The organism is Lentimicrobium sp. L6, assembly GCF_013166655.1.
GTDB lineage: Bacteria > Bacteroidota > Bacteroidia > Bacteroidales > UBA12170 > UBA12170.
Map to the genome: position 1 here is coordinate 16,375 of NZ_JABKCA010000056.1, position 22,621 is coordinate 38,995.

General features: G+C 35.3%; 16 protein-coding genes. 11 read left to right on the forward strand and 5 right to left on the reverse strand.

What is annotated here, in order from left to right:
- Positions 1–4 precede the first annotated feature (4 nt).
- The 5 genes from HNS38_RS14105 to HNS38_RS14125 form a co-directional block, all read right to left on the reverse strand.
- Entirely contained in the window at positions 5–217 is a 213-nt protein-coding gene (locus tag HNS38_RS14105) for a ferredoxin family protein (RefSeq protein WP_172276140.1), read from the reverse strand.
- Positions 218–963: 746 nt separating this feature from the next.
- The gene (locus HNS38_RS14110; RefSeq protein WP_172276142.1) at positions 964–1,677 is read right to left on the reverse strand and encodes a LytTR family DNA-binding domain-containing protein; all 714 of its coding nucleotides are present in this window, start codon (positions 1,675–1,677) and stop codon (positions 964–966) included.
- A complete protein-coding gene (locus tag HNS38_RS14115; protein ID WP_172276144.1) occupies positions 1,677–2,795 on the reverse strand; it encodes a sensor histidine kinase in 1,119 nt (372 codons plus the stop codon). The genes HNS38_RS14110 and HNS38_RS14115 overlap by 1 nt, the downstream gene beginning before the upstream one ends.
- Before the next feature lie 34 nt (positions 2,796–2,829).
- A complete protein-coding gene (locus HNS38_RS14120; protein WP_172276146.1) occupies positions 2,830–5,100 on the reverse strand; it encodes a CotH kinase family protein in 2,271 nt (756 codons plus the stop codon).
- 76 nt (positions 5,101–5,176) lie between these two features.
- Positions 5,177–6,466 (reverse strand): DUF1566 domain-containing protein, encoded by a 1,290-nt coding sequence (locus HNS38_RS14125; protein ID WP_253939379.1) that lies wholly within the window; start codon positions 6,464–6,466, stop codon positions 5,177–5,179.
- Between the two features lie 214 nt (positions 6,467–6,680).
- Between HNS38_RS14125 and HNS38_RS14130 the strand changes: the two genes are divergently transcribed.
- The 11 genes from HNS38_RS14130 to HNS38_RS14180 all read left to right on the forward strand — a co-directional run bounded on the left by HNS38_RS14130 (position 6,681) and on the right by HNS38_RS14180 (position 22,573).
- Positions 6,681–7,880 carry a M28 family peptidase gene (locus HNS38_RS14130; RefSeq protein WP_216663730.1) on the forward strand — a complete coding sequence of 400 codons (1,200 nt, stop codon included), beginning with the start codon at positions 6,681–6,683 and terminating at the stop codon, positions 7,878–7,880.
- A 278-nt stretch (positions 7,881–8,158) separates the two neighbouring features.
- On the forward strand, positions 8,159–8,755 hold the full coding sequence (locus HNS38_RS14135; RefSeq protein WP_172276150.1) for a TetR/AcrR family transcriptional regulator: 597 nt from the start codon (positions 8,159–8,161) through the stop codon (positions 8,753–8,755).
- Positions 8,752–9,891 carry a hypothetical protein gene (locus HNS38_RS14140; RefSeq protein ID WP_172346632.1) on the forward strand — a complete coding sequence of 380 codons (1,140 nt, stop codon included), beginning with the start codon at positions 8,752–8,754 and terminating at the stop codon, positions 9,889–9,891. Before HNS38_RS14135 ends, HNS38_RS14140 begins: the two co-directional genes overlap by 4 nt.
- Positions 9,892–10,081: 190 nt before the next feature.
- Positions 10,082–10,792: an ABC transporter ATP-binding protein gene (locus tag HNS38_RS14145; RefSeq protein ID WP_172276154.1), complete on the forward strand. Its 711-nt coding sequence runs from the start codon at positions 10,082–10,084 to the stop codon at positions 10,790–10,792.
- Positions 10,789–11,946 (forward strand): ABC transporter permease, encoded by a 1,158-nt coding sequence (locus HNS38_RS14150; protein ID WP_172276156.1) that lies wholly within the window; start codon positions 10,789–10,791, stop codon positions 11,944–11,946. The genes HNS38_RS14145 and HNS38_RS14150 overlap by 4 nt, the downstream gene beginning before the upstream one ends.
- Complete coding sequence (locus HNS38_RS14155; RefSeq protein WP_172346633.1) at positions 11,943–13,217, forward strand: ABC transporter permease; 1,275 nt, start codon at positions 11,943–11,945, stop codon at positions 13,215–13,217. The genes HNS38_RS14150 and HNS38_RS14155 overlap by 4 nt, the downstream gene beginning before the upstream one ends.
- 118 nt (positions 13,218–13,335) lie before the next feature.
- Positions 13,336–14,076, forward strand: coding sequence for an outer membrane lipoprotein-sorting protein (locus tag HNS38_RS14160; RefSeq protein ID WP_172276160.1), 741 nt, complete (start codon positions 13,336–13,338; stop codon positions 14,074–14,076).
- 159 nt (positions 14,077–14,235) lie between these two features.
- Positions 14,236–17,856, forward strand: coding sequence for a T9SS type A sorting domain-containing protein (locus HNS38_RS14165; RefSeq protein ID WP_172346634.1), 3,621 nt, complete (start codon positions 14,236–14,238; stop codon positions 17,854–17,856).
- A gap of 211 nt (positions 17,857–18,067) precedes the next feature.
- Positions 18,068–19,954, forward strand: a complete 1,887-nt coding sequence (locus HNS38_RS14170) for an ATP-binding protein (RefSeq protein ID WP_172346635.1) — start codon at positions 18,068–18,070, stop codon at positions 19,952–19,954.
- 354 nt (positions 19,955–20,308) lie between these two features.
- Entirely contained in the window at positions 20,309–22,159 is a 1,851-nt protein-coding gene (locus tag HNS38_RS14175) for a glycoside hydrolase family 36 protein (protein WP_172346636.1), read from the forward strand.
- 12 nt (positions 22,160–22,171) lie between these two features.
- Positions 22,172–22,573: a hypothetical protein gene (locus tag HNS38_RS14180; RefSeq protein ID WP_172276169.1), complete on the forward strand. Its 402-nt coding sequence runs from the start codon at positions 22,172–22,174 to the stop codon at positions 22,571–22,573.
- The last annotated feature ends 48 nt before the right edge of the window (positions 22,574–22,621 follow it).

The window sequence follows — 22,621 nt, forward strand, 5'->3', positions numbered from 1 at the left end:
CATTTTATCCCCACGAAACAATAACAGGTATGGATTTTTCTGGAGTGATGGTAATGGCATCAACAGGGCAATACATACGACATAAATGACATATTTGACAATCTTCAGGATATTTAATTTCAGCCTTTCCTTTGCTGTTTAAACGAATGACATCGGTGGGGCAAGTTTTCACGCAAGTCCCACAACCTATGCATCCGCTGATGTTATTAATAGCCATTTTGTTTATTTTTTAAAGAATTATTATTTCGACTTCTATATTTTCAGTTTGATCAGATAAACCTACTATTTTAATTTTTTTGCTTTAGTCCGCTTTTATCTCTTTCCATAAGGTAAAAACTAGGTCATTATATCAAACTAACACAAAGATAATAAGAGCTTTCTCTTTTATAAAATACAATCGACGGTTCTAGCTATTTCATCGACAGATTAATGTGTTATATATACAAGTCTTTAAAAAAAGAGTACAAAATGCTAGAAACTAAACTGCAGATAAAAGTTTTATCATTAGTCTCTGATTTTCTGTTTTAAATGGTTTTTGATCAATGGCCTTTTCGAAAATCCAAGGGGCTTTAAATTTATTTTATATTCCTTTGGAGTATTGACTCCGTGAAGATATATTACAAAAAAATTCTAGAGTTTAAGGGATAAGTTTTATAGGAAAAAGACTTGAAATTTCTTGTTTCTTAATGCTGAATACATAGCATGGATATTAATTAAAGCAAAGGCGATTGGTGTAAATGGAGTCTCCATATTTAGCACTCCTCTACGGAAATTCTTAGGGGAAGGGGTGGTTTGTCTACAGCTATAGGTTCCTTCTATTATTATTTATCCATCTAATAGCAAATATAGAAAGGTTTTTATACCTCATTTTAGCATGTTTTGTAGTAAAACCAAATCGTTTATAGAGTTTTCTTTAACCATTTTTTGACCATCAAAAATGGGATCTTGGTTTTATTTATTCTTTTACAAAAAATATTGCTCTACATAAGCTTTAAAAGCTTCACGATACTGCTCACTAACTGGAATGTAAGTTTTTTCGTCATAAACAATTCTATTTCGTTCTATGGTAGTAATATTTTTAAGATTAACTATAAAGGAACGATGCACTCTCATGAAGGTATCTGAGGGAATAGATTCCTCCAGTTTTTTCATACTGATTAATGTCATCAGTGGATTCCTGTTGACCAGATGAATGCGAACATACTCTCGCATACTTTCCATATAGGTGATATCGCAAAGGTTTATTTTAATGATTTTATGCTCCGATTTGATAAACAGGAATTCCTCTTTGAAACTCAATTCTTCAGAAGATGGACTCGGTTTACTCAATAACTGATTGGCTTTACTTGCTGCTTTTAGGAAGGCAGTATAGTCTATGGGTTTCAATAGATAATCAATAGCGTCTACTTTATATCCTTCAATGGCATATTCGCTATAAGCAGTAGTGAAGATAATTCCGGGGGCTTTAGTTAATGATTTGGCAAAGTCCATTCCACTAAAATCGGGCATATTGATATCAAGCAACAGAAGGTCTATTTCTTGTTTCTGGATAATATTGAGCGCTTCTAAAGCACTTTCGCAAGTATCTACTAACTCCAAGAAAGGAGTTTTCTCGATATAGGCCGCCATTTTTTTGCGGGCCAAAGGTTCGTCATCTATAGCAAGGCATTTTAACATCACGATAAAGGTATGGATAAATGAATAGCATATTGCTCTGGAGTATCAGAAATATTTAAAATAAAATTCTTTTGATACAATAGTTTTAATCTTTTTTTCACATTTTCGAGTCCAATACCAGAGCCCTCCTCGTCTTTAGAAACTGCTCCTTGGCTATTTTTTACTTCAAGAATAAGTTTATTTTCATCTACTTTTAGATCGATATAAATAAAACTAGCTTTTTGATAACTCACGCCATGTTTAAAGGCATTTTCGATAAAAGAAGTAAAGAGTAAAGGCGGCAGATTTTTATTAGGAATATGGCTAGGCATATTCACTTGAATATCTACTTTCTCAGACACCCTTAATTTCATCAGTTCCACATAGCTTTCAATAAATTCCGTTTCCTTTTGTACCGTGGTAGTATCATTGGAAGTTTCATAGAGCAGGTAGCGCATCATTTTTGATAGTTTCATTACCGCATCTTTTGCTGATTCACCACTAATATCTATAAGGGTATGTATATTGTTCAAAGTATTCATAAAGAAGTGGGGACTTACTTGATGACGGAGCATTTCTAATAGGTTTTCCACATTCTCTTTTTCCAATTCCTCTTTTTCCTTTTCCGATTTTGCCCATTCAAAAGAAGCTCTAAGTCCTGTATCGAAACCAATAGTTAGAAAAGAAAAAATGAGGAGGTTTATAAATGGAGGTAAAGGTTGTCCCGGCAGATTTTGCATAGGAGGTAGATTCTGATTTCTGTTTGGACTAAATTGTCTATCTGGAGGAGGAGGCATTCTTCTGCTATTCTGCATTTCGTGTCTAGACCTTAAAGTATCCTTAGGTAGAAAGAATTGGAAGCCTATAGTAACAAGAGCAATTAAAGCTATAACGGAAGCAAAATATTTGATTGTCTTCTTTTTGAATAATAACTTAGGGACTAGGAAGAATCTGTTGATTAAGAATAATAAAAAAACTAAACCCAAGGTATCAAGTGGTTTCAAGGCCACTTCCCAAGTTAAAGAATCCGTAGTGTTTCGGAATAAGATGGGCGCAAAAATCATAATCAACCACATTACTGTGATGAGTATGATTTCTGTTCTTCGAAATATTGGGTTTTGTTTTATTGCCTTCTTCATTAGTGCTAATTTAAACCTTTATTAGAGATACTTATTATTGCACCAACATTTTTTTCACTAAGGATTGGCCTTCAAACTGAAGTTGATATAGGTAAACTCCTGTTTTATTATTGTCGGCATTCCATTGGTAAGAATACTTCCCAGCTTGTTTTTCACCTGCTTCTAAGGTTTCTATCAGTTGTCCATACATATTATAAACACCCAAACTTACATAGCCAGTTTTTTCTATCTCAATATTTATTTGTGTTTGGTGCGTGAAAGGGTTTGGAATATTTTGATCTAATTGAATACCAGAATTCAAGCTTTCAAGATTTGAGACATCCATAATTAAAGGTTCATTTTCTTCACTAAAAGTAGCCATCATTTCTGCAAAATCACCAGTTCCATTGGGGTATCTTCCATAGGAGGTATCTGCCTTTTGTTCAGTGAAGGTAACTTGGTCAATCACATTTAAATCAGTATCATATAGGAATAATGATTCTCCAGAAGAAGAAAGCTTTAAATCGGCATGTAAGCCAGATTGCTCTTCATCTTTATCGGCCCAAATAATGAGATAATCTCCTGCTAAAATATTGGTATCAGGGAAGGCCCACATATCAGGTTCTGTGGCATCATCACTTAAGTAAATACCTTCTAGTTCAATAGTGGTATTGCTATTATTATATAATTCTATCCAATCGTCATATTCTCCATTTTGATCCACAACGGTACTTTCATTATCAGCCATTAATTCATTAATAACCAAATCGTTATTTACGCTGATGTCGAAAAACTCATATTCTGCTCTCACTGGAAGAAAAGCTACAGCATCGGTATTTGCTGCATAGATATAGTATTGAATATCGCTGTGACTTACCAAAATCGATATCCCATAAACACCATCCCCGGCAGCGCCATCCTGATGATTTCCATCATCAAACATTTCTACTTTTTCAAATATTCCTAGTTGACTTTGTCTATAGGCCAGAAAAACTTGTTCGGCTTGTTCTACTTCTGTACTCAACCAGACTTCTGAATTTGCAGAAACCTCCTCAGGACTATAAGAGGCACTTGCTATTTGTGGCTGAGCAGCTTGAAAATCTGATAAACCCAAAATATAATCAACACGAGCATCCATTAATTGTGATATTCCAATGACGCTATTAGGACCTCCTCCAACAGAATTATATAGATTTGAAGTAAATTCAGAATAGGAGTAAAATTTATTTTGATCTGCTTGAACATCTTCTTCAATTATACTTTGTATTTCCAGTGCGCGATCAAGATATTGGTCATCACTGAAATTCTCTTCTATGATGGTTTTCATGTGAGCCACATACATTTTACGGTATGTTTCATTGCTTAGAATTTTACTGATAATTGGAAAATCATCTTCATTAATATTGGCAAATGGGCTAAACTGTTGTAATTGGTTAGTACTCAAATTACCCAATGTTTGGTGGGAGCGAAATCCCCCAAAGCTTTCGTTTAAATCCCAAGGAATAGGGTTGAATCTTCCATTATCATCTTTATAGAGGTAATGATTTTGTGGATTATTGATAGGGCCATCTAAATTAACCAATAGATTGGAAAAGGCTAAAAACCACAGGTGACGATCAATATCTAAAACTTGATGGACGTATTCTTCGTGATTGTTCAGAGTATCTAAAAACTGGATAAGCTCCTCCCAACCATAATCGGATTTCATATCGTAATATCCATAATAGTTGCTAGAATCTGCTCCATAATATTCCCAAACGCCACCCGATGGAGGTCCGTTTGAGGTAATTTCACCCTTTGCACGGGTGTTATCTCTGCTACCAAAATTACTTTGCATAAAGAATTTATCTACGCTTTGGTCATTGGTATACAAGCCTAAATGGGTTCCGTTGATGTATACATTGGCATAATTTGATTGGCTCGCAGGGAAATATTTTCGGGCAGTTTCATAGCTAAGTACTTCTCGAACAAGACTTGGATCTTTAAATCCATTAGCCAGTTTTAAGGTCCCATATCCTTCCAATGATTGATCATTAATAATATAATCTAATTTGATATTGAGCGGGTTTTTAACTTGATTAGAACTATAGGTACTATTTCCTTTATATCTAATTCCTGCACTGTCAAAAACTTGTCCATTAATGGATACGCTACCCATCAACCTTTCTTCGTCGCCTGCTTGAGCCATTTGATCGAGTAAATAATCCCAATTAGACTCTTCAAAAGTGATTTCTATGGTGTTAATAGTATTGATATCATAAAAAGACTGACCAAATGCAAAACTCGAAAAGAACAATGCAAAGCTTAATTGTAATATTTGTTTCATCGTAAAATTTTTGGTTTAAGAATACTTAAAAAATTAAAAAAAGGCTCCATATAAAAAAGGAGCCTCATCCTCATCACTATATACTCCTCACTAATCTAACGTAATTATATATTCTAATCGCATCTCCTTGTGGTCCATTTCCAGTTGGATAATCATCAGGATTTCCTGTTTTTGGGTCGCTACGTTGAGCTCCTGCACCATGCACATCTGTCCAGCTTCCATCCATATATCCCATGGCCCTTCCAAAGCTTACATAAGCTCCTGCTGAACCACCAACATCTGACCAGTTGGAATGTGTTGTTCCTGACCAATAGCACGCGTAATCGCTTTGCCCTGCTTCGTTGGTTATTTCGCTAGCATTGAATAATGGGTCGATAGCAGCTGATTGTGTAGTACCAGGAGAGCGACTATAATCTAAAATACTTTGTAATTCTTTTACATCGGGTAATCTCCAATCACTATGTCCAGCAAATTCAAAATTCTCAGCGTATGTTAATGCTTCTTCCCAGTTCTTACCTGCTCCATTATCATCTTGCATCCACATTAATTCTGTTGCCTCATCGCTTATGGTTCCATCTTCATTATCAACAAATTGATTGATTCCATATTCTGTGTTTCCTCTTACGTAGGTTACAAAAAAGGTTTTATCACCAGGGCCAAAAGGCATAGATAATCCATAACCTTTAATTCTACCATCGGCAAAGTTTACTCCAAATAGTAATTCTCCATCTACATACAAATTGGAGGAAGCGTATTGAGAATCGATGATTCTTTCACCAGCATCCGTATCTCCATAAGCAAAGTCGAAGTAATCTGTATCGATGAAAGGAATTAATCCATCGGTATCATCACCTTCATAACCACTTGGATCTACTCCAGTAAAAACGATTAAGGAATATTGTTCTTTAATACTAGGTAATCTCCAATCATCATATCCTCCCAAATCAAAAGAAGATGCCCCAGCCAAAGCTTCGGCATAAGTTAGTTTATCATCGGCATCTATATCACCATCACCATCGGTATCTGGGCTCTGCTGCCACATTAGGCCAGTTACCATATCTGTAACAGTGCCATCACCATTATCAACATAAGAGGTTTGGTTTCCTGTATAGCTTGCATCTTGACCATAAAATGATGCACCTTGTGCTGGTTTAGAAATATCGTTTTGGTTATCATAGAATGTTACTTGCATGGTTTCTACTATTGGATATCCGGAAACTTCTGGTAAAATTACCTCTCCACCTGTGGTGTCATCCACTATGATTTCTTCATCATTTTTTGTACAACTTAATAATACCATGATTACTAAAAGTAAACCTAAACTATATAACATTCTCTGTACTGTTAACCTTGTTAAATCCTTCATCATCTTTCCTTTCACTTATTGATTATCTATGGTGCAATAATAATATGGGATGTGGCGAATTGAAAATATTTTCAATGGATAGCTATAGTTTATCTATGGAAATGAGAATTGAATCTATGAATTTTAACTTCAAAAAAACGCTTTTACCTTGTATGACTCGTTTTTGGCATTTCTTACTATCTTAGCTCACGCATATTTTTTATAAAACACAATCATGATGAAACGTATTTATTTACTATCGATTTTCCTAATATTTGGACTGTTTTCATTTGCTCAAACCTATAATGCTCAGGTTGAAAATGTCATCAATACTGTAAATTTAGATTCACTAATTTATCAAATGAGAAACCTCAGTGGTGAAGATGAAGTGGTGATTAATGATGAAACTACTACCATTGAGCATAGAGTGAGTAATTGGGGGAATAATTTAGCTGCTCAATATATTTATGAAACACTAGAAAATATTGGATTAGAACCCACTTGGGATTTATACAGCATGAATGGCGTAAATGTATATGCAGTGCAAGAAGGCAGTGTATACCCTGACGAATATTATATGATATGTGCCCATTACGATGCGGTAGATTATTATTGTGCCGATGATAATGCCAGTGGTTCGGCTGCAGTGATTGAAGCGGCTCGTATTTTAAGCAGTATGGAGTTTGAATACTCCATTATCTATGCTCTTTGGGACGAAGAAGAAATTGGATTGATTGGTAGTGCGGATTATGCCGCTATAGCGGCCAGTAATGGTGATGTAATACATTCAGTTATAAATATGGATATGATTGCTTGGGATGGTGATGAAGATATGGTTGCGGAGATACATTCTAGCTATACAGCCAATTCCAATGAATTATCAGATTATATAGTTGAGATTGACGAGATCTATAGCTTGGCAATAGAACCAAGTGTGATCATTCCGGGTGCAGGTGGCACCGATCATTCTAGCTTTTGGAATAATGACTATGCTGCTGTGGTGGTATCAGAAGAATATTATGGTGGAGATTTTAATCCCTATTATCATACAGCACAAGATAGAATTGCTGTATTAAACATGGATTATTTCCATGAAATGTCTAAATTATGTATTGCTAGCTTGACTTCTTTCTGCCATCCTATTTTAAATACCTCGGTAAGTGAAAACAGAAAGTCAGATGCCAAACATATACAGGTTTATCCTAATCCTGCAACTACTATAGCTCATATTACTTGTCGAACTCCTTCATCTGATTTTACTCAAGTCACTTTATTGAATAATATGGGACAAAGTTTATTAACTCTATACCAAGGTGAGGTAATAGGAGAGAGTTTGAATCTGGAGCTTCCTCTAAATTCTTTAGCCAAGGGTATTTATTTTGTAAAAATGGAATCAACTAATGGCTCTAAAACACAGAAATTAATGGTAGAATAGTCAGGTTCATAGTAAAAACCTTTTATAAAAAAACATTAACATAGAGGAAGTCATTCTTTATGTTTTTATCTAAATCTTTTTTTAAGAGTAAGCGTTAGGTTATATAAAAGCTTATATATCAATGGTAAATATTGATGTGTAAGGATTGAAAGTGATTTTAATTTCAGGCTCACACCTTTCATTAATTACATATCAGACCTTCAATATCAAAAATATTAATGTTACGACTTGATAATTATAATACTTAATTCGTAATATTGTAAAATATTCGTAACAACATGAGAAACGAAAAACATAATAAAAGTTATAAAACCCTTTTGGAAACCGCCAAACCTCTTTTCTGGAAATACGGTGTAAAAAGAGTGAGTGTTGAAGAAATATGCAAAGAAGCCAAAGTGAGTAAGATGACCTTCTATCGCCATTTTAAAAATAAGAACGAATTGGCTTTGGAAATCATGCTGAAGATTTTTGATAAAGGATTATTAGACTATAGACAGGTGATGGCACAAGATATTCCCTTTGTACAAAAAATAGAAGAAATTATTTCCTTGAAATTTCAAAACACCCAAGATGTAAGTGAAGAATTTATCAAAGATATTTATGTGAATGGGGATATCACGACACAAAAAATGATTGAGGAATATTCTGAAACCATGCTTCTAGAATTTAAACAAGACTTGGCCAATGCTCAAAAAAAAGGATGGATCAGAAAAGACATTAAGATAGAATTCATCATGAAAATGAGAGACCAAATCACTCAATTACTCAATGATGATTCATTTTTAGCTATATATAAAACACCCCAAGAAGCCATTATGGAAGTCACTAGGTTTTTCTTTTATGGTTTGATGAATTCGGAGGAGGCCAAATCATGAAAAAGAAGTTCCATATTATTTTAGTATTGGCCATGATAAGCATGGCTCAGCTGAGCAGTGGACAAGCCAAGTTGGAGTTCGACGGGCAGTTGTCTCTTTATGGAAACTATAATCCCGATTCGGATTTGGATGTGCTTTTAGGCGGTAGATATTTACCTGAGCTTAATCTCAAGCTACCTTTGAAAAACAGCAAAGCTTTCGACTTTCAAGCAGCAGCAAATATTTATGGAGCCTATATTACTCATCCTTTTGACTCCTCATGGAGCGATGGAAATATTAAAGCTTATCGGGCTTGGGGGCGATATACCACTGAGCAATTTGAGCTCAGAGTAGGATTGCAAAAAATAGATTTCGGAACGGCCATGTTGCTTCGTCCTTTGCAGTGGTTCGATGAAATAGATCCTCGAGATCCGCTCAAATTTACCAATGGAGTTTATGGGGTTTTGGCCCGATATTATTTCCTCAATAATGCCAATATCTGGATTTGGGGATTGTATGGTAATGAGAACCCAAGAGGATTTGAACTCATGCCTAGTCAAGAAAAGATTCCCGAGTTTGGAGGAAGGTTTCAGTATCCAATTCCTCGAGGTGAAATAGCATTGAGTTATCATCACAGAGTAGCAGAATTCACTAGTCAAGCTTCTGTAATCACTGATGAAGAGATTCCTGAAAATCGCTTAGGATTGGATGGAAAATGGGATGTAGTAGTGGGTCTTTGGTTTGAAGCTGCATATATACAAAAGACCAAGGATGTAGGCTTGTTGACTCATCAAACTTATACCACACTTGGCACCGACTATACCTTTGATTTAGGTAATGGCCTCAATGTGGTGGTGGAGCATCTGGTAGGAGCATTAGATGAAGAAGCATTTGAATTTTCTTATGTTACTAATTCTACGGCAGCCATCCTCAGTTATCCATTGACTATGTACGATAATATCAGCATCATTAATTCTTATAGCTGGGATATGAAAGCCTATTCTTTCTTTTTGAATTATGAGCATCAATTTAAAAATTTTACGGGCTATATTATGGCTTATTATAATCCGGATGTACAACAAATAACAATAGAAAATAATTTTGAAAATACTTTCACTGGGCCTGGTATCAGACTGATGGTAGTATATAATCACTAATTTGGATTTAAAAAAAGCGAGTTTCTGCGTTGCTTCAAAAATTCAAAATCCTCATTTACGAAGGTAAACTTCGGGATTGAATTTTATTGCGCCTTGAACTTCATCTCTTTTAAAAATCCTTAACAGAATAGCAATTCATTGAGTTGGATATTTATAAATAAAGTAGAAGAATCACTAAATAAAGAGCAATATGAGCAATCACATCATTTCAATCGAAAAAGTGACCAAGCGTTTCCCTGTTGGGGAAGGTGAATTTACAGCATTAAATCAAGTTGACCTACAGTTTGAAAAAGGAGAGTTTGCCGGAATTGTGGGACCCAGTGGTTCAGGAAAAACCACTTTACTCAATATCATAGGATCTTTAGATTCACCAACGGAGGGCAAAGCCATTGTGATGGGTAAAAACATTAAAGAATTATCGCATAAAGAGTCGGCTGGTTTGAGGAATAAGCACTTGGGTTTTATCTTTCAAGTGTATAATCTATTGCCAGTTTATACTGTTTTCGAAAATGTTGAGTTTGCGTTAATTCTTCAGAATAAATCGGCTAGCGAGAGAAAAAAAGCGGTGATGGAAGCTCTAGAATGGGTGGGTTTAGAAAATATGGCCAAGAAAAAACCTGCTAAATTATCGGGTGGAGAAGGCCAGAGGGTTGCTATTGCACGTGCTATGGTCAAGAGGCCCGAAATAGTTTTGGCCGATGAACCTACTGCCAACTTGGATGCAAAAAATGCTCATGCCATTATCCAAACCATGAAAAAGCTAAATGAGGAGCTCAATACTACCTTCTTGTTTTCTACCCACGATGAAAAAGTAATGGCCTATCTCAACAGAATGGTGCATTTAGAGGATGGCAAAGTGGTGAAAGATGAGCTCATAGAAACTAAAAATATCATATCATGAAATTAGCCTTTCAATTAGCCTATAAAAACCTTATTGGTTCGGGTCTGAGGACTTGGCTCAATGTAGGTGTTCTTTCTTTTGCCTTCGTGATCATGATATTTTATAATGGATTGATTGACGGTTGGGATCAGCAAGCCAAACTAGATAGCATAGCTTGGGAATATGGCCATGGCCAACTTCTCGAAGAAAGCTATGACCCTTTCGATCCATTTACACTTCAAGATGGACATGCTGAGTTTGAAGCAGAAAAAGCGAGAAACCTAAGCCCTATTCTGATTCGTCAAGCTTCTATTTATCCTGATGGGAGAATGCTTTCGGTTTCATTAAAAGGAATAGAAGCCCAGCAAGAAATACTCAAACTTCCAACAGCTGCTTTGGAAAAAAGTGATGCTTTCATTCCTGCAGTCATCGGGAAAAGGATGGCAGAATCCGCTAATTTGGAGGAGGGCGATGAGGTATTATTACGCTGGAGAGATAAAAATGGAACCTTCGATGCTGCTAATATTACTATAGTGGATATTTTTGATTGTAATGTTCCCAATGTGGATAATGGTCAGATTTGGGTTTCGATAGATAAATTATGGGAAATTACCGGAATGAGCAATCATGCTACTATGTTTATTGCTTCAGAAGATTATGTTCATGTAGAAATGAAAGGCTGGAAATACAGTAGCCAAGAAGACCTGCTCAAAGAAATCAGCGACATCATTGCCATGAAAAAAACCAGTGGTTCCATCATGTATGGATTGCTTTTGGCCATTGCCCTATTAGCGATTTTCGATACTCAGGTACTTTCAATTTTCCGCCGTCAGAAAGAAATTGGCACCTATATTGCTCTTGGAATGACTCGCTGGCAAGTGGTAGGCTTATTCACCGTAGAAGGAAGTATGTATAGCTTTTTAGCTACTTTGGTAGGCAGTGCTTATGGTATTCCATTTTTCTATTATATGGCTACCAATGGCATTACCATGGCAGCCAATGCCGATGATATAGGAATTTCCATTGCCGATGTCATTTATCCAGTATTTGGCATAGGACTTATAATTGGTTCTATTATTCTAGTGGTGATATCAGCAACTATTGTCAGCTTTTTACCAGCCAGAAAAATTGCAAAAATGAACCCTGTTGATGCTTTGAAAGGAAAATTATCATGATCAAGTTTTTGTTAAAAGGAATATTAGGAGATAAGAACAGAAGTCTACTCCCCATTATCATTATCAGTATTGGTGTGATGCTCACCATATTCTTAAGTGGATATATGCGCGGCGCTATGGGCGATATGATAGAACAAAATGCTCGCTTTCAAACTGGCCATGTGAAAGTGATGAGCCGTGCTTATGCCGAAAATGAATCCCAAATGCCCAACGATTTGGCTTTACTTGGTGTAAGTGAAATCCAATCTCAATTAGAAAAAGACTTTCCGGATGTGGAATGGGTTGATCGCATTCGTTTTGGTGGATTATTGGATGTTCCTGATGCCAATGGAGAAACTAAAGGCCAAGGTCCCTCAGCAGGAATGGCCTTGGAGTTATTCTCTAAAAACACAGGAGAAGTTCAACGTTTGAATATGGAGCAATCTATAGTTAGAGGTGAGATTCCTAGCAAAAAAGGGGAGGCCTTAATAGGCGAAGATTTTGCTACAAAGCTGGATATTTCCATAGGAGATAGAATCACATTTATGGGCACCACCATGAATGGCAGCATGACTTTCGCCGACTTTATAGTGAGTGGAACCATTCGTTTTGGTTCTGCTGCTTTAGACAGAGGAATCCTCATTATTGATATTAGTGATGCCAGATATATGCTCGATATGGAGGATGCCGCTGGAGAAATAATAGGTTTTTTAGGTGAAGGACTTTATGTGGATGAAAAAGCAACGGAAATAGCCCAAGAGTTCAACGAGAAATATGCTGGAATTAATGATGAGTTTGCTCCACTGATGCTCCGTTTACGCGACCAAAATAACTTGGATAGCTATTTGGAATATGTGGATGGTTTTGCTTCTATGTTTGTCACTATTTTTGTGCTGGTGATGTCTATAGTGCTTTGGAATACTGGATTACTTGGTGGACTTCGTAGGTATCAGGAATTTGGCATCCGATTGGCTTTAGGCGAAGAAAAAGGTCATATTTACCGCAGTTTAATTTACGAAGCCATCCTCATAGGAATTATTGGTTCTATTGTTGGAACTACACTTGGTTTGCTCGGAACTTGGTATATGCAAGTGGTGGGAATAGATATCACAGGCATGATGCAAAACTCTACCATGTTGATGCCTAATGTGCTTCGTTCAAAGTTCACTCCAGAGCTATTATATATTGGTTTTATACCTGGTTTAGTAGCCATGGTATTGGGGAATATGCTTTCAGGAATTGGGATTTATAAGCGGGAGACGGCTACTTTGTTTAAGGAGTTGGAGGTGTAAAAAAACAAGCTTTGTGTCACCTTTGTGCGAACTTTGAGGCCCTTTGTGGTATAGCTTTTTAATAATTATTTTGAACAAAGAAGACACAATGTAATAAAGTGAATAAAAAGAAAACAACATGAAAAATATAATAACAATCACCCTAATACTCATCGGAATAGGGGCTTTTGCCCAAGAAACTCCAGATGCAAAAACCATTATTGACAAAGTAGATTTCAATATGTCGTCTGACACCAAAATTACCAAATCGCAAATGGTGGTTTATGGCAGAAGAAACAGTAGAACTTTGGAGTCCATCAGTTATACCAAAGGTCATGAGGAATCCTATACCGAGTACTTAGCTCCTGAAAGAGAAAAAGGAACCAAGATGCTCAAGCTGGAAGATCGCTTGTGGATTTATACGCCCTCTACCGATAGAACCATTCAGCTCTCGGGTCACATGTTACGCCAATCGGTGATGGGTTCGGATATGAGTTATGAAGACATGATGGAAGACCGAAAACTATTGGATATTTATGAAGCTGAAGTAATAGGAGAGGAGGACATTAATGGAAAATCCTGTTGGGTTTTAGAACTCCATGCCAAGGTGGATGATGCTTCTTACCAAAGTCGTAAGATATGGATAGAAAAAGAACACTTTGTACCCTTGAAAGAGGAATTATTTGCTAAAAGTGGACAGTTGCTTAAGAAGACAGAGATGAGCGATGTGAGACCAGTAGATGGCCGTTGGTATCCTCATAAAATCAATTATAAAGATATGCTTAAAGATGGAAAAGGTACGGATTTCATTATTTTAGAAGTGCAGATAGATGCGGAGATTCCTGCTCATATTTTGAGTAAAGCTGCTTTGAGGAAGTAAGTTAAGAGTACTTAAAGTACATTAAAGTACTTAAAGTTTACAAAACACCAACACCTATAGGGTTCTCAAAATCAAATTTCATAGCAGACAATATTGCTTTCCATTTGTCGTTTTGTTTTTAATTGTTAACCGTTACAACCGCATATTGAAAACGACCCTATGAAACGCATATTTCTACTTTTTTTCTTATTGATGACTATTTATTGTTTTCCCCAATCCGAAATTTGGGGAATTAAACAACAGGCAGGAAAGCATAATGGAGGATTTTTATATAGTATTGATAGCGCGACTAATAAAATTATTGAGCATCAGTATTTTGCCAACCCCAAAGCAGATTCTAGAAAATCTGGAATATTATATGATTCCACAACAAAATGCATGTTCGGTGCTTGTAATCAAATATTGTATAAATACGATTTAGTAAACAGAACTATTGAATCAAAAATATTAGAAGAAGAAGTATATGGTAGCTTTGTGAAAGCATCAAATGGCAACTTGTATATTCTATCAAAGAATGGATTGATAAAGGTAAATCCAAGAGATTTAAGCATGGAGCTGGTAGGGCAATTCTATGGTCAATTTATTTTGCCTGATTCAACCATGTTTTTTGAGACAGAAGTTGGAACTTCATATGGATTATGTGAGGTTTCGGAGGACCATTATATTGTGGCTAATTATACAGAAGATAATTCCTATCATTGGAAGCATACTTTTTTACATTCAATAAATACAGCAACCGATTCCATTGAGTTGATATATCGTACTTCTTTTTATCCCGAAAATGAATCTCTTATCCCTTTAGGAAATTTCTACCCACATAATGGCTTACTATATGCCTTATTTTCTATGAATGGTGAAATTGGGCTTTATTCTTTAAATCCTCTAAACCTGGAGTTTTCAAATGTTCATGTTTTTGATGAATTAAGAGCATATCAAAACACTCTGCCCTATATTATCTCTTCTCAAGGGAAAATATATGTAAAAACGCGAAACACTTCAGGTAATCAAACCCTTCTATGTGAGTGTGTTATTGACACAGAAGAGTTTAAAATCTTGTCAGAAATACCTCTGAACTTTAACCATAACCGAATGATAACAGATGAAAATAATGATCTTTATCTCCTATTAGATATTTCTGAAGATTGGTTAATAAAAACAGCATTTTATCAATATAATTTTGAAACCAGTCAGCTTGATTCCTTGTTTTTTATTAGTGAAAGATATTTCAATACTTCCATATATGATGAGTTTGGTTCGCTAGTTTTATTTAATAATGGGATTATTTCTTTTCTAGATAATAACCAAGATTTAGATTATCAAATTGTATCCTATAATACTGACCAATTGAAAATTGACACTATTGCATACCTCCAGAATTCCTTCAATTTTACAGATTCACTAATCTTGCCTGCAAGTTTTTGCGAAGCTGAAAACGGCAATTTAATGCTACTAAATAATAGAAAGATCAGAATGCTTTCATGGTATTATAAGTACTTTTTCAGTTTCACTGAATATAATCCACAAACAAAAGAACTCATAAGATCCGATGAGTTGGAATTATCTAGTTATTGTGAAAACCCTCAAATCTATAAAATGAGTGATGAGGAATATTGTATTACCTGCAATCAGGACAGTGTCATCCTCAAATATCATTGGTCCGAAAATGAAATCACCAATATTGAAACACCTTTTTCTGCTGAATGGATCAAAGAAAAAGACAATAGTTTTATTGGGACTTCTGAAGACACTACAATATATAGGTTTAATTATCATTCAGAGCAATTTGAAAAACTTTACAAGCCCGATTCTGATACAAGTTTTGACTTGGCATGCATAGACAAGGAAAACAGATTGTTCATTTATTCTGAGTCAATTGAGCAATTCTTATGCCTTGATTTAAACACAAACGAAATAAGTTCTGTGAATCAATTAAACGCGCTTATTGAACAAGTAAATTATTATCGAATTGAAAAGGTTTTCTCTGAAGGAGCGTATTTGTTTTTTGTTGTTTACATATCATCACCCTATGCTTACAAGCTTTTTAGATACCATCTTCCAAGTCATGAATTTAAGCTTATCAATATTGAAGAAAATGAAGATTTATCCTTCTTTCAGTTTATTGAAAACTATACTAATGATGGTATTTTTATTGCAAGTCTAGATATAGATAATAATACTTCTGGCTATTTACAATCTTTAGCCAATAATAGTGATTCCTCAATAATGCTTGATGCCTTCGAGAACAAAACATCAGCATATGAAAATGTATATGAGTCCTATTTGAGATTAATAAAAACCAAGAAAAAACCTATTCACCGATGGATTGGTGGCTTAAGCGAGGATTGGTATGAATCAGGAAACTGGTCTAATGCAAGTTTACCAACTGAAGGCAGCTCAGTGAATATTATGAATAATGCAATGTTTTACCCAGTTATTGATTCAACAATCAAAATTCGAAACTTATATATTTATAATGATGCTAAAATCCTATTAGAGAAAAAAGCTGAAATGATGGTTTCTGATGTTCTTAAAAACCATGGAACAATAAATATGACAGCCAACAATCACCAAAGAAGCTCACTAATAGTAGAAGGAGAATTCATACAAAAAGGAGTACAAAAGTATATCTTTACAGCTGATTCAATAAATAGTAAAATCCTGGCCAGTCCGATGAGGGCAGTAGAAAAATATGTCCAGCCATCTTACTCTGAGGCAGCTTTTAATGAAACCAATTTTGCATTTAGTGGAATCCAGTTTTATCCTCATTTTAGCGAAACATGTCAAGCGCTACAATATACTTGCCAGGATACTTTGCTGGAGTTTAAAGGAAGTTTTAATCATGGTAAACAGAACTTACGAATCCCCATACTTTCTGAACCGGAATTATATCCATTATCCAACCCTTATCCCAGTTCCTTCAACTGGAATAAAACTCAAACTACTACCTTAACTCATCAGGCTTGCTATTTCTTTAATGAAGAGGAAAACACCATTTCAGCGACTGTTGATGGCATTGGAAACCATCCTCCATTTATTCGTCCTTTGGAAGTATTTTGGGTTTATGGAAATGGAGAGGAGTCTATTCAAATTGACCAATCTGCTTTGATGCATGAACAGGATTTCGAAGAAGAAATCCCCAATAGAAAGGTATTGAGTTTACAAGTATGTGGAGCAAAGAAGACAAGCGAAACCCTCATTGCTTTTAATGATTTGGCCAGCCCTGATTACGACCCACAATTGGATGCTTTTAAGTTCATCAAAAACGAAAGTTATCCTCATATTTTCACAAAATCAGATGATGAGCTATTGATGATTAACCAGCATCCCGATACCACCATGATGAACCTGTTTGTTCAAATGGGAACAGATGGAAATATGAACATAAAACTATCAGAAAATCATGGCTTCGATTTTTTGGTTTTAGAAGATTTAATCTGGCATACCAGAACCGATTTATTAGAAGATGATTACCAATTTGACTATTTCACTTCCGATGGATATTATCCCTTTAAATTATACTTTAAGTCTTGGGTTTTGGAGCCCTTAGAGGAGGCTGACATTCAAATGTATTACTATCCAGAGTATTTAGTAGTAAAGAGCAGAAAACAAGTAAAGCAAGCCGACATCATCTTTTATGATTTGGCAGGTCGAGTGGTTCTTGAGTTTAGCGAGCAAAACTTCTTCTATATCGAAAAACCCATTCAAATTCCTGCTGGCCATTATATTGTACAATTGCGCAGTGGCGATTTGGTGATAAATGAGAAAGTTTTGGTGAGGTAGATTGATACTTCAATGGTTTTAAGCTAAGTAATGTCAATTCATTTTGCTTTTGGTCACTTAATGACGAAATTAAAATGATGGGTTAAGTTCTATAAATTTCACATATCACATTTCTGTGAATAGTTTAATATGAAGCAAATTAATCATTTGTTTTTCTTGAAATTAATATGTATATTGCATATGCAGTGCATGTTACATAAATGATTTCCTTATGAAAAAAAACATTAAGAGTATAATCACTTTTTCATTCTTCTTGGTATTTTGTTTTTCAATTTTAATGGTGCTAGCCCAAAATGGCAAAAAAGATGAAGAGAAAAATATACTTATTGTTCACAGCTATCACCAAGGCTTAGAATGGACCGACAATATTTCTGAAGGGATTCTTTCTGTATTTGAAGACAGAAGTGATGTGAATCTCATTTTTGAATACCTAGATACCAAAAGAAACTATTCTCCAGATTATTTTGATGCCTTAAAAGAAATGTATAAAGCTAAGGCACTGCAAAATCCTTATAAAGTGATTATTGCTTGTGATAATGCTGCTTTTGACTTTATGCGACAATATAGCGAAAAATTCTACCCAGGAGTCCCAGTGGTGTATTGTGGAGTCAATAACCTCGATATTGAAGTTTTGAAAAAGGTACCGCACTTTTATGGTTACGATGAAAAAGTGAATTTTAAACAAACTATTGCTTCGATAAGGAAAGTGTTTCCTCGTCGTAAAAATATCCTCATTATTAACGACAATACTACAACAGGAGCAGCCATTAGAAAAGAATTGGAAAAAGTGTTGCCTGATTTTGAGGATGTAAATTTTGAAATTTATTCAAAATTTACAATCGGTGATCTTAAAGATAAAGTAAAGACTTTGGACGATACTTATGCCATCTATCTTTTGGTGATTAATAGAGATATAGACGGGAACTTTATTTCTTATGCCAAAGGCATTTCAGCTATTCATGAAGTGAGTGAAGTTCCCATTTTTGGATCATGGGATTTTTATGAGAACAAAGGGCTTTTTGGAGGAAAGATTACCCGAGGCTTCGATCAAGGAAAACATGCAGCTCATATGGCCGAAACCATTTTAGATAAGGGAGTTTTAGATCATATCTCTCAAATAAATATGGTGATTAATAATTATGTATTTGATTATACTGAAATGGAAAGGTTTGGTGTTGGAGCTGAACGCTTACCTGAGAATAGTTTGATCATCAACCGACCTGAAAAGAACGAAAACCTTTTACAAAGCATATTGGTTTTTGCTTTGGTTTTGTTGGTCCTAACTATCATATTGGCAGTTCGATTGACCTATAAAAGGCGCAGAGCTACAGAACTACAGCACTTGGTAGATGAAAAAACGGAACGCCTTTTAAGTATGAACATAGCACTAAAGGAAATAAATACTAAAAAAGATCGGTTTTTCTCTATCATGTCCCACGATTTAAGAGGCCCTTTTAGTGCTATCTTGGGCTTTTCTTCCATGCTTAACGATGATTTTGATAACTTAGAAACAGCTGAGCAAAAGAAATTCATCTCTAAAATAAACACTGGATTAGGAAACACTTATAATCTATTAGAAGATCTCTTATCATGGTCCTATGCCCAAAGTGGTTCGATAGAGTTCAACCCCAAAAGAGAGAATATTTCATTGATAACGAAAGAAATTATTGAGGTATTAAGTTTTTCTGCTGAGCAAAAGTCTATTACCATTATCAACCGTGTTCCAGATTTAGTATTTGTAACTACTGATAAAAACATGATTTCCACCATAATTAGAAACCTGATTAATAATGCTATTAAATTTACACCAAGAAAAGGAATTATTGAGGTTGATCTGGAAGAACACAGCAATGAAAATAACAAGCAGTGTCTGGCTTTCTCAGTAAAAGACAATGGCGTTGGTATTCCTTTTGAAACACAGTCTAAACTTTTCGAAATTGGAGAAGTGATTTCAACAAATGGTACTGATAATGAATCTGGAACTGGTTTGGGACTTATTTTATGTAAAGAATTTGTGGATAAGCATAAAGGTGAAATTTGGGTAGAAAGTGAAATAAATAGAGGTAGTAAGTTTGTTTTTACTTTACCATTAATATAGAGAAATGCTTTTAATTGAAGTAGCGTCCTAATAATTATTATAGATTTCTCGCTAAGCATTGTAGTAACTGGTGTTTTGGCGACGAAAGAGGAAGAAGGGGTTTGCTTTTGGTATTAAAAATGCAAACTCCTTCTTCTTTTCTATCGTAATCTAATAGCTTGTCTTTCTGAACCTAATGAAATCAAGAATCTTTTTTTAAATAGAAACATGTGTTGGACAGTATTGGTTTAATTGATTTACTTAAATCGGAGTTTTATTCAATCATACAATCTTAGCCAAGATACAGCGGATATTTGCAAAAAAAGAAATGATGGAGAAGATTTCCTACATTTGTAAATACAAAAAATCAAACACATGAAACACCTTATTTATTCTGTTATATTATTGACTTTTTTAGGTTGCACCAATTGCGGAGATGCTCCTCAATCTATTACTCCCATGAATTCACAAATGATTCCCTTTATGGCCGATAGTATTTCTGTGGATGGTGAATTAAAAGATTTTGAATTAAAGATAACAAGTGAGAACCTTGAGAAAGGATTAGATATAGTGAAGGTGAGTTTGACAGGTAAAAAAGCAATGACTCCACCAAAAATCACCTTAAAATGGCAAATCCCATCTATCGATATTGCCAAATTCTGGAATCCCAACTTAGGAGTGGATAAGGTGACCTATTATTCCAATAATGTAAAAACCAGCGCCACTCGTTATGCCCCTGTTTTGAGCTATATGAATATGAACGACGAAAACCGTATGACTGTTGCTGTTGGCGATGCTTTAAATAAATTAGAATTAGGTTCTTACCTTAAAGAAGAAGATGCTAATTTTCATTATTACCTGGTACTTTTCGATGAAGAGTATCCTGCTATCAAAAACTATGAGACTGAAATACTCGTGGACCGAAGAAAGCAAAACTTTGCTCAAACACTTACTGGAGTGACAGACTGGTGGGCCAAACAAGAGAATTATAAACCTGCAGAGACTCCTCAAGAAGCTTTACGCCCTATGTATTCCACTTGGTATAGCTATCATCAAAGCTTAGATGTGGACGAGTTGCTAGAAGAGTGTAGAGAGAGTAAAAAGATGGGCATGGAAGCCATTATTGTAGACGATGGTTGGCAAACCATGGACGATAAAAGAGGTTATGCTTTTACTGGTGATTGGAAACCAGATAGAATCCCCAATATGAAAGGTTTTGTAGACCAAGTTCACGATTTAGATATGAAGTTTCTGCTTTGGTATTCTGTTCCTTTTATTGGTAAGAATGCCGAGAACTATCCTCGCTTTAAAGGCAAATACTTGTATTACTGGGACAGCCAAGGTGCTTGGGTTTTGGATCCACGTTATCCCAAGGTTAGAGAGTTTATCATTGGAATATATGAAGACGCCATGGCCGATTGGGGATTAGATGGATTTAAGCTGGATTTTATGGCTTTCTTTAAGCCCGGAAAAGACACTGAACTAACTGCAGAGGATGGTAGAGATTATGCATCGGTTTATCATGCAGTAGACCGGTTGATGACTGATATTATGGCTCGTTTGAAAGAGAAAAACCCAGAGATATTGATAGAATTCCGTCAGCCCTATATTGGTCCTTTGATGCGTAAATATGGAAATATGCTTCGCGCCGCAGATTGTCCCAATATGGCTACCATCAATCGTGTTCGAACTACCGATACTCGTTTACTAGGTGGCTCGTCGGCTATTCATGCTGATATGCTTATGTGGCACCCAGATGATGAGGTGGAACATGCGGCTCTCCAGATTTTAAATATTATGTTTTCTGTTCCTCAAATCTCGGTACGACTCAATGAGATTCCTCAAGAACATAAAGATATGATAGCCTTTTGGGTGGATTATTGGAATGAGAACCAAGAAGTATTAATGAAAGGTGATTTTACGCCTCACAAACCCGATGAATTATATCCCGTCCTTATTGCTCAAAATACAGAAAAGGCAGTTATAGGATTATATGGAAACGATATAATTGTGAGCGATGGATTTGAGAACTTACAAGCTTTCGATATTATCAATGCTAGAAATAAAACTCAAATAGTGATTTTGAATAATCAGGACTTGGGAACTTATCAGTTGCAAGTTTTGGATTGTATGGGAGAACTAGTATATGAAAAAAGTATTCAGCTGAAGAAAGGTGCTGTGGCTATTGATGTACCTGCTTCTGGTTTGGTGAAGTTGACAAAATAAATACAGGTTTAGATGAAAAAGAATAAATATATTTTCATATGGTTAGCATTGATTTTGAGTGCATGTTGTGAATTAAAAGGACCATATCCTGTTGCAGCAGTTTTGGTTACATATGAAAATATAGATTCTCCTCAATCATTACAAGCATATCTGACTGAGAGAAATAGCTTAAGTAATATTAACGATACTATTCTTTTGGGTGAGTTAAATGAGTTAAACAACTTTTCTATAGTTATTGAATTCGATGAAGATGCCCCAAACTATATTCTATTTATTGAAGAGACTGATTATATGGATACTATTTCTGAGATTTATTATTATAGAAGTGAAAAAAAATGTAAAGAAACAATTGAAGGTTTCCGATATCAATTTAATGGTCAATTAAAAACCAGTAATAGACAAATCATCTATTAACCCGAGTTCGATTATAAAAACAGAGCTAATTGATCGTCTTTCTCCAAA

Coding starts and splice junctions, on each gene's coding strand:
- HNS38_RS14105 (WP_172276140.1), bottom strand. CDS start 217: ATGGCTATTAATAACATCAGCGGATGCATAGGTTGTGGGACTTGCGTG.
- HNS38_RS14110 (WP_172276142.1), bottom strand. CDS start 1,677: ATGTTAAAATGCCTTGCTATAGATGACGAACCTTTGGCCCGCAAAAAA.
- HNS38_RS14115 (WP_172276144.1), bottom strand. CDS start 2,795: ATGAAGAAGGCAATAAAACAAAACCCAATATTTCGAAGAACAGAAATC.
- HNS38_RS14120 (WP_172276146.1), bottom strand. CDS start 5,100: ATGAAACAAATATTACAATTAAGCTTTGCATTGTTCTTTTCGAGTTTT.
- HNS38_RS14125 (WP_253939379.1), bottom strand. CDS start 6,466: ATGAAGGATTTAACAAGGTTAACAGTACAGAGAATGTTATATAGTTTA.
- HNS38_RS14130 (WP_216663730.1), top strand. CDS start 6,681: ATGATGAAACGTATTTATTTACTATCGATTTTCCTAATATTTGGACTG.
- HNS38_RS14135 (WP_172276150.1), top strand. CDS start 8,159: ATGAGAAACGAAAAACATAATAAAAGTTATAAAACCCTTTTGGAAACC.
- HNS38_RS14140 (WP_172346632.1), top strand. CDS start 8,752: ATGAAAAAGAAGTTCCATATTATTTTAGTATTGGCCATGATAAGCATG.
- HNS38_RS14145 (WP_172276154.1), top strand. CDS start 10,082: ATGAGCAATCACATCATTTCAATCGAAAAAGTGACCAAGCGTTTCCCT.
- HNS38_RS14150 (WP_172276156.1), top strand. CDS start 10,789: ATGAAATTAGCCTTTCAATTAGCCTATAAAAACCTTATTGGTTCGGGT.
- HNS38_RS14155 (WP_172346633.1), top strand. CDS start 11,943: ATGATCAAGTTTTTGTTAAAAGGAATATTAGGAGATAAGAACAGAAGT.
- HNS38_RS14160 (WP_172276160.1), top strand. CDS start 13,336: ATGAAAAATATAATAACAATCACCCTAATACTCATCGGAATAGGGGCT.
- HNS38_RS14165 (WP_172346634.1), top strand. CDS start 14,236: ATGAAACGCATATTTCTACTTTTTTTCTTATTGATGACTATTTATTGT.
- HNS38_RS14170 (WP_172346635.1), top strand. CDS start 18,068: ATGAAAAAAAACATTAAGAGTATAATCACTTTTTCATTCTTCTTGGTA.
- HNS38_RS14175 (WP_172346636.1), top strand. CDS start 20,309: ATGAAACACCTTATTTATTCTGTTATATTATTGACTTTTTTAGGTTGC.
- HNS38_RS14180 (WP_172276169.1), top strand. CDS start 22,172: ATGAAAAAGAATAAATATATTTTCATATGGTTAGCATTGATTTTGAGT.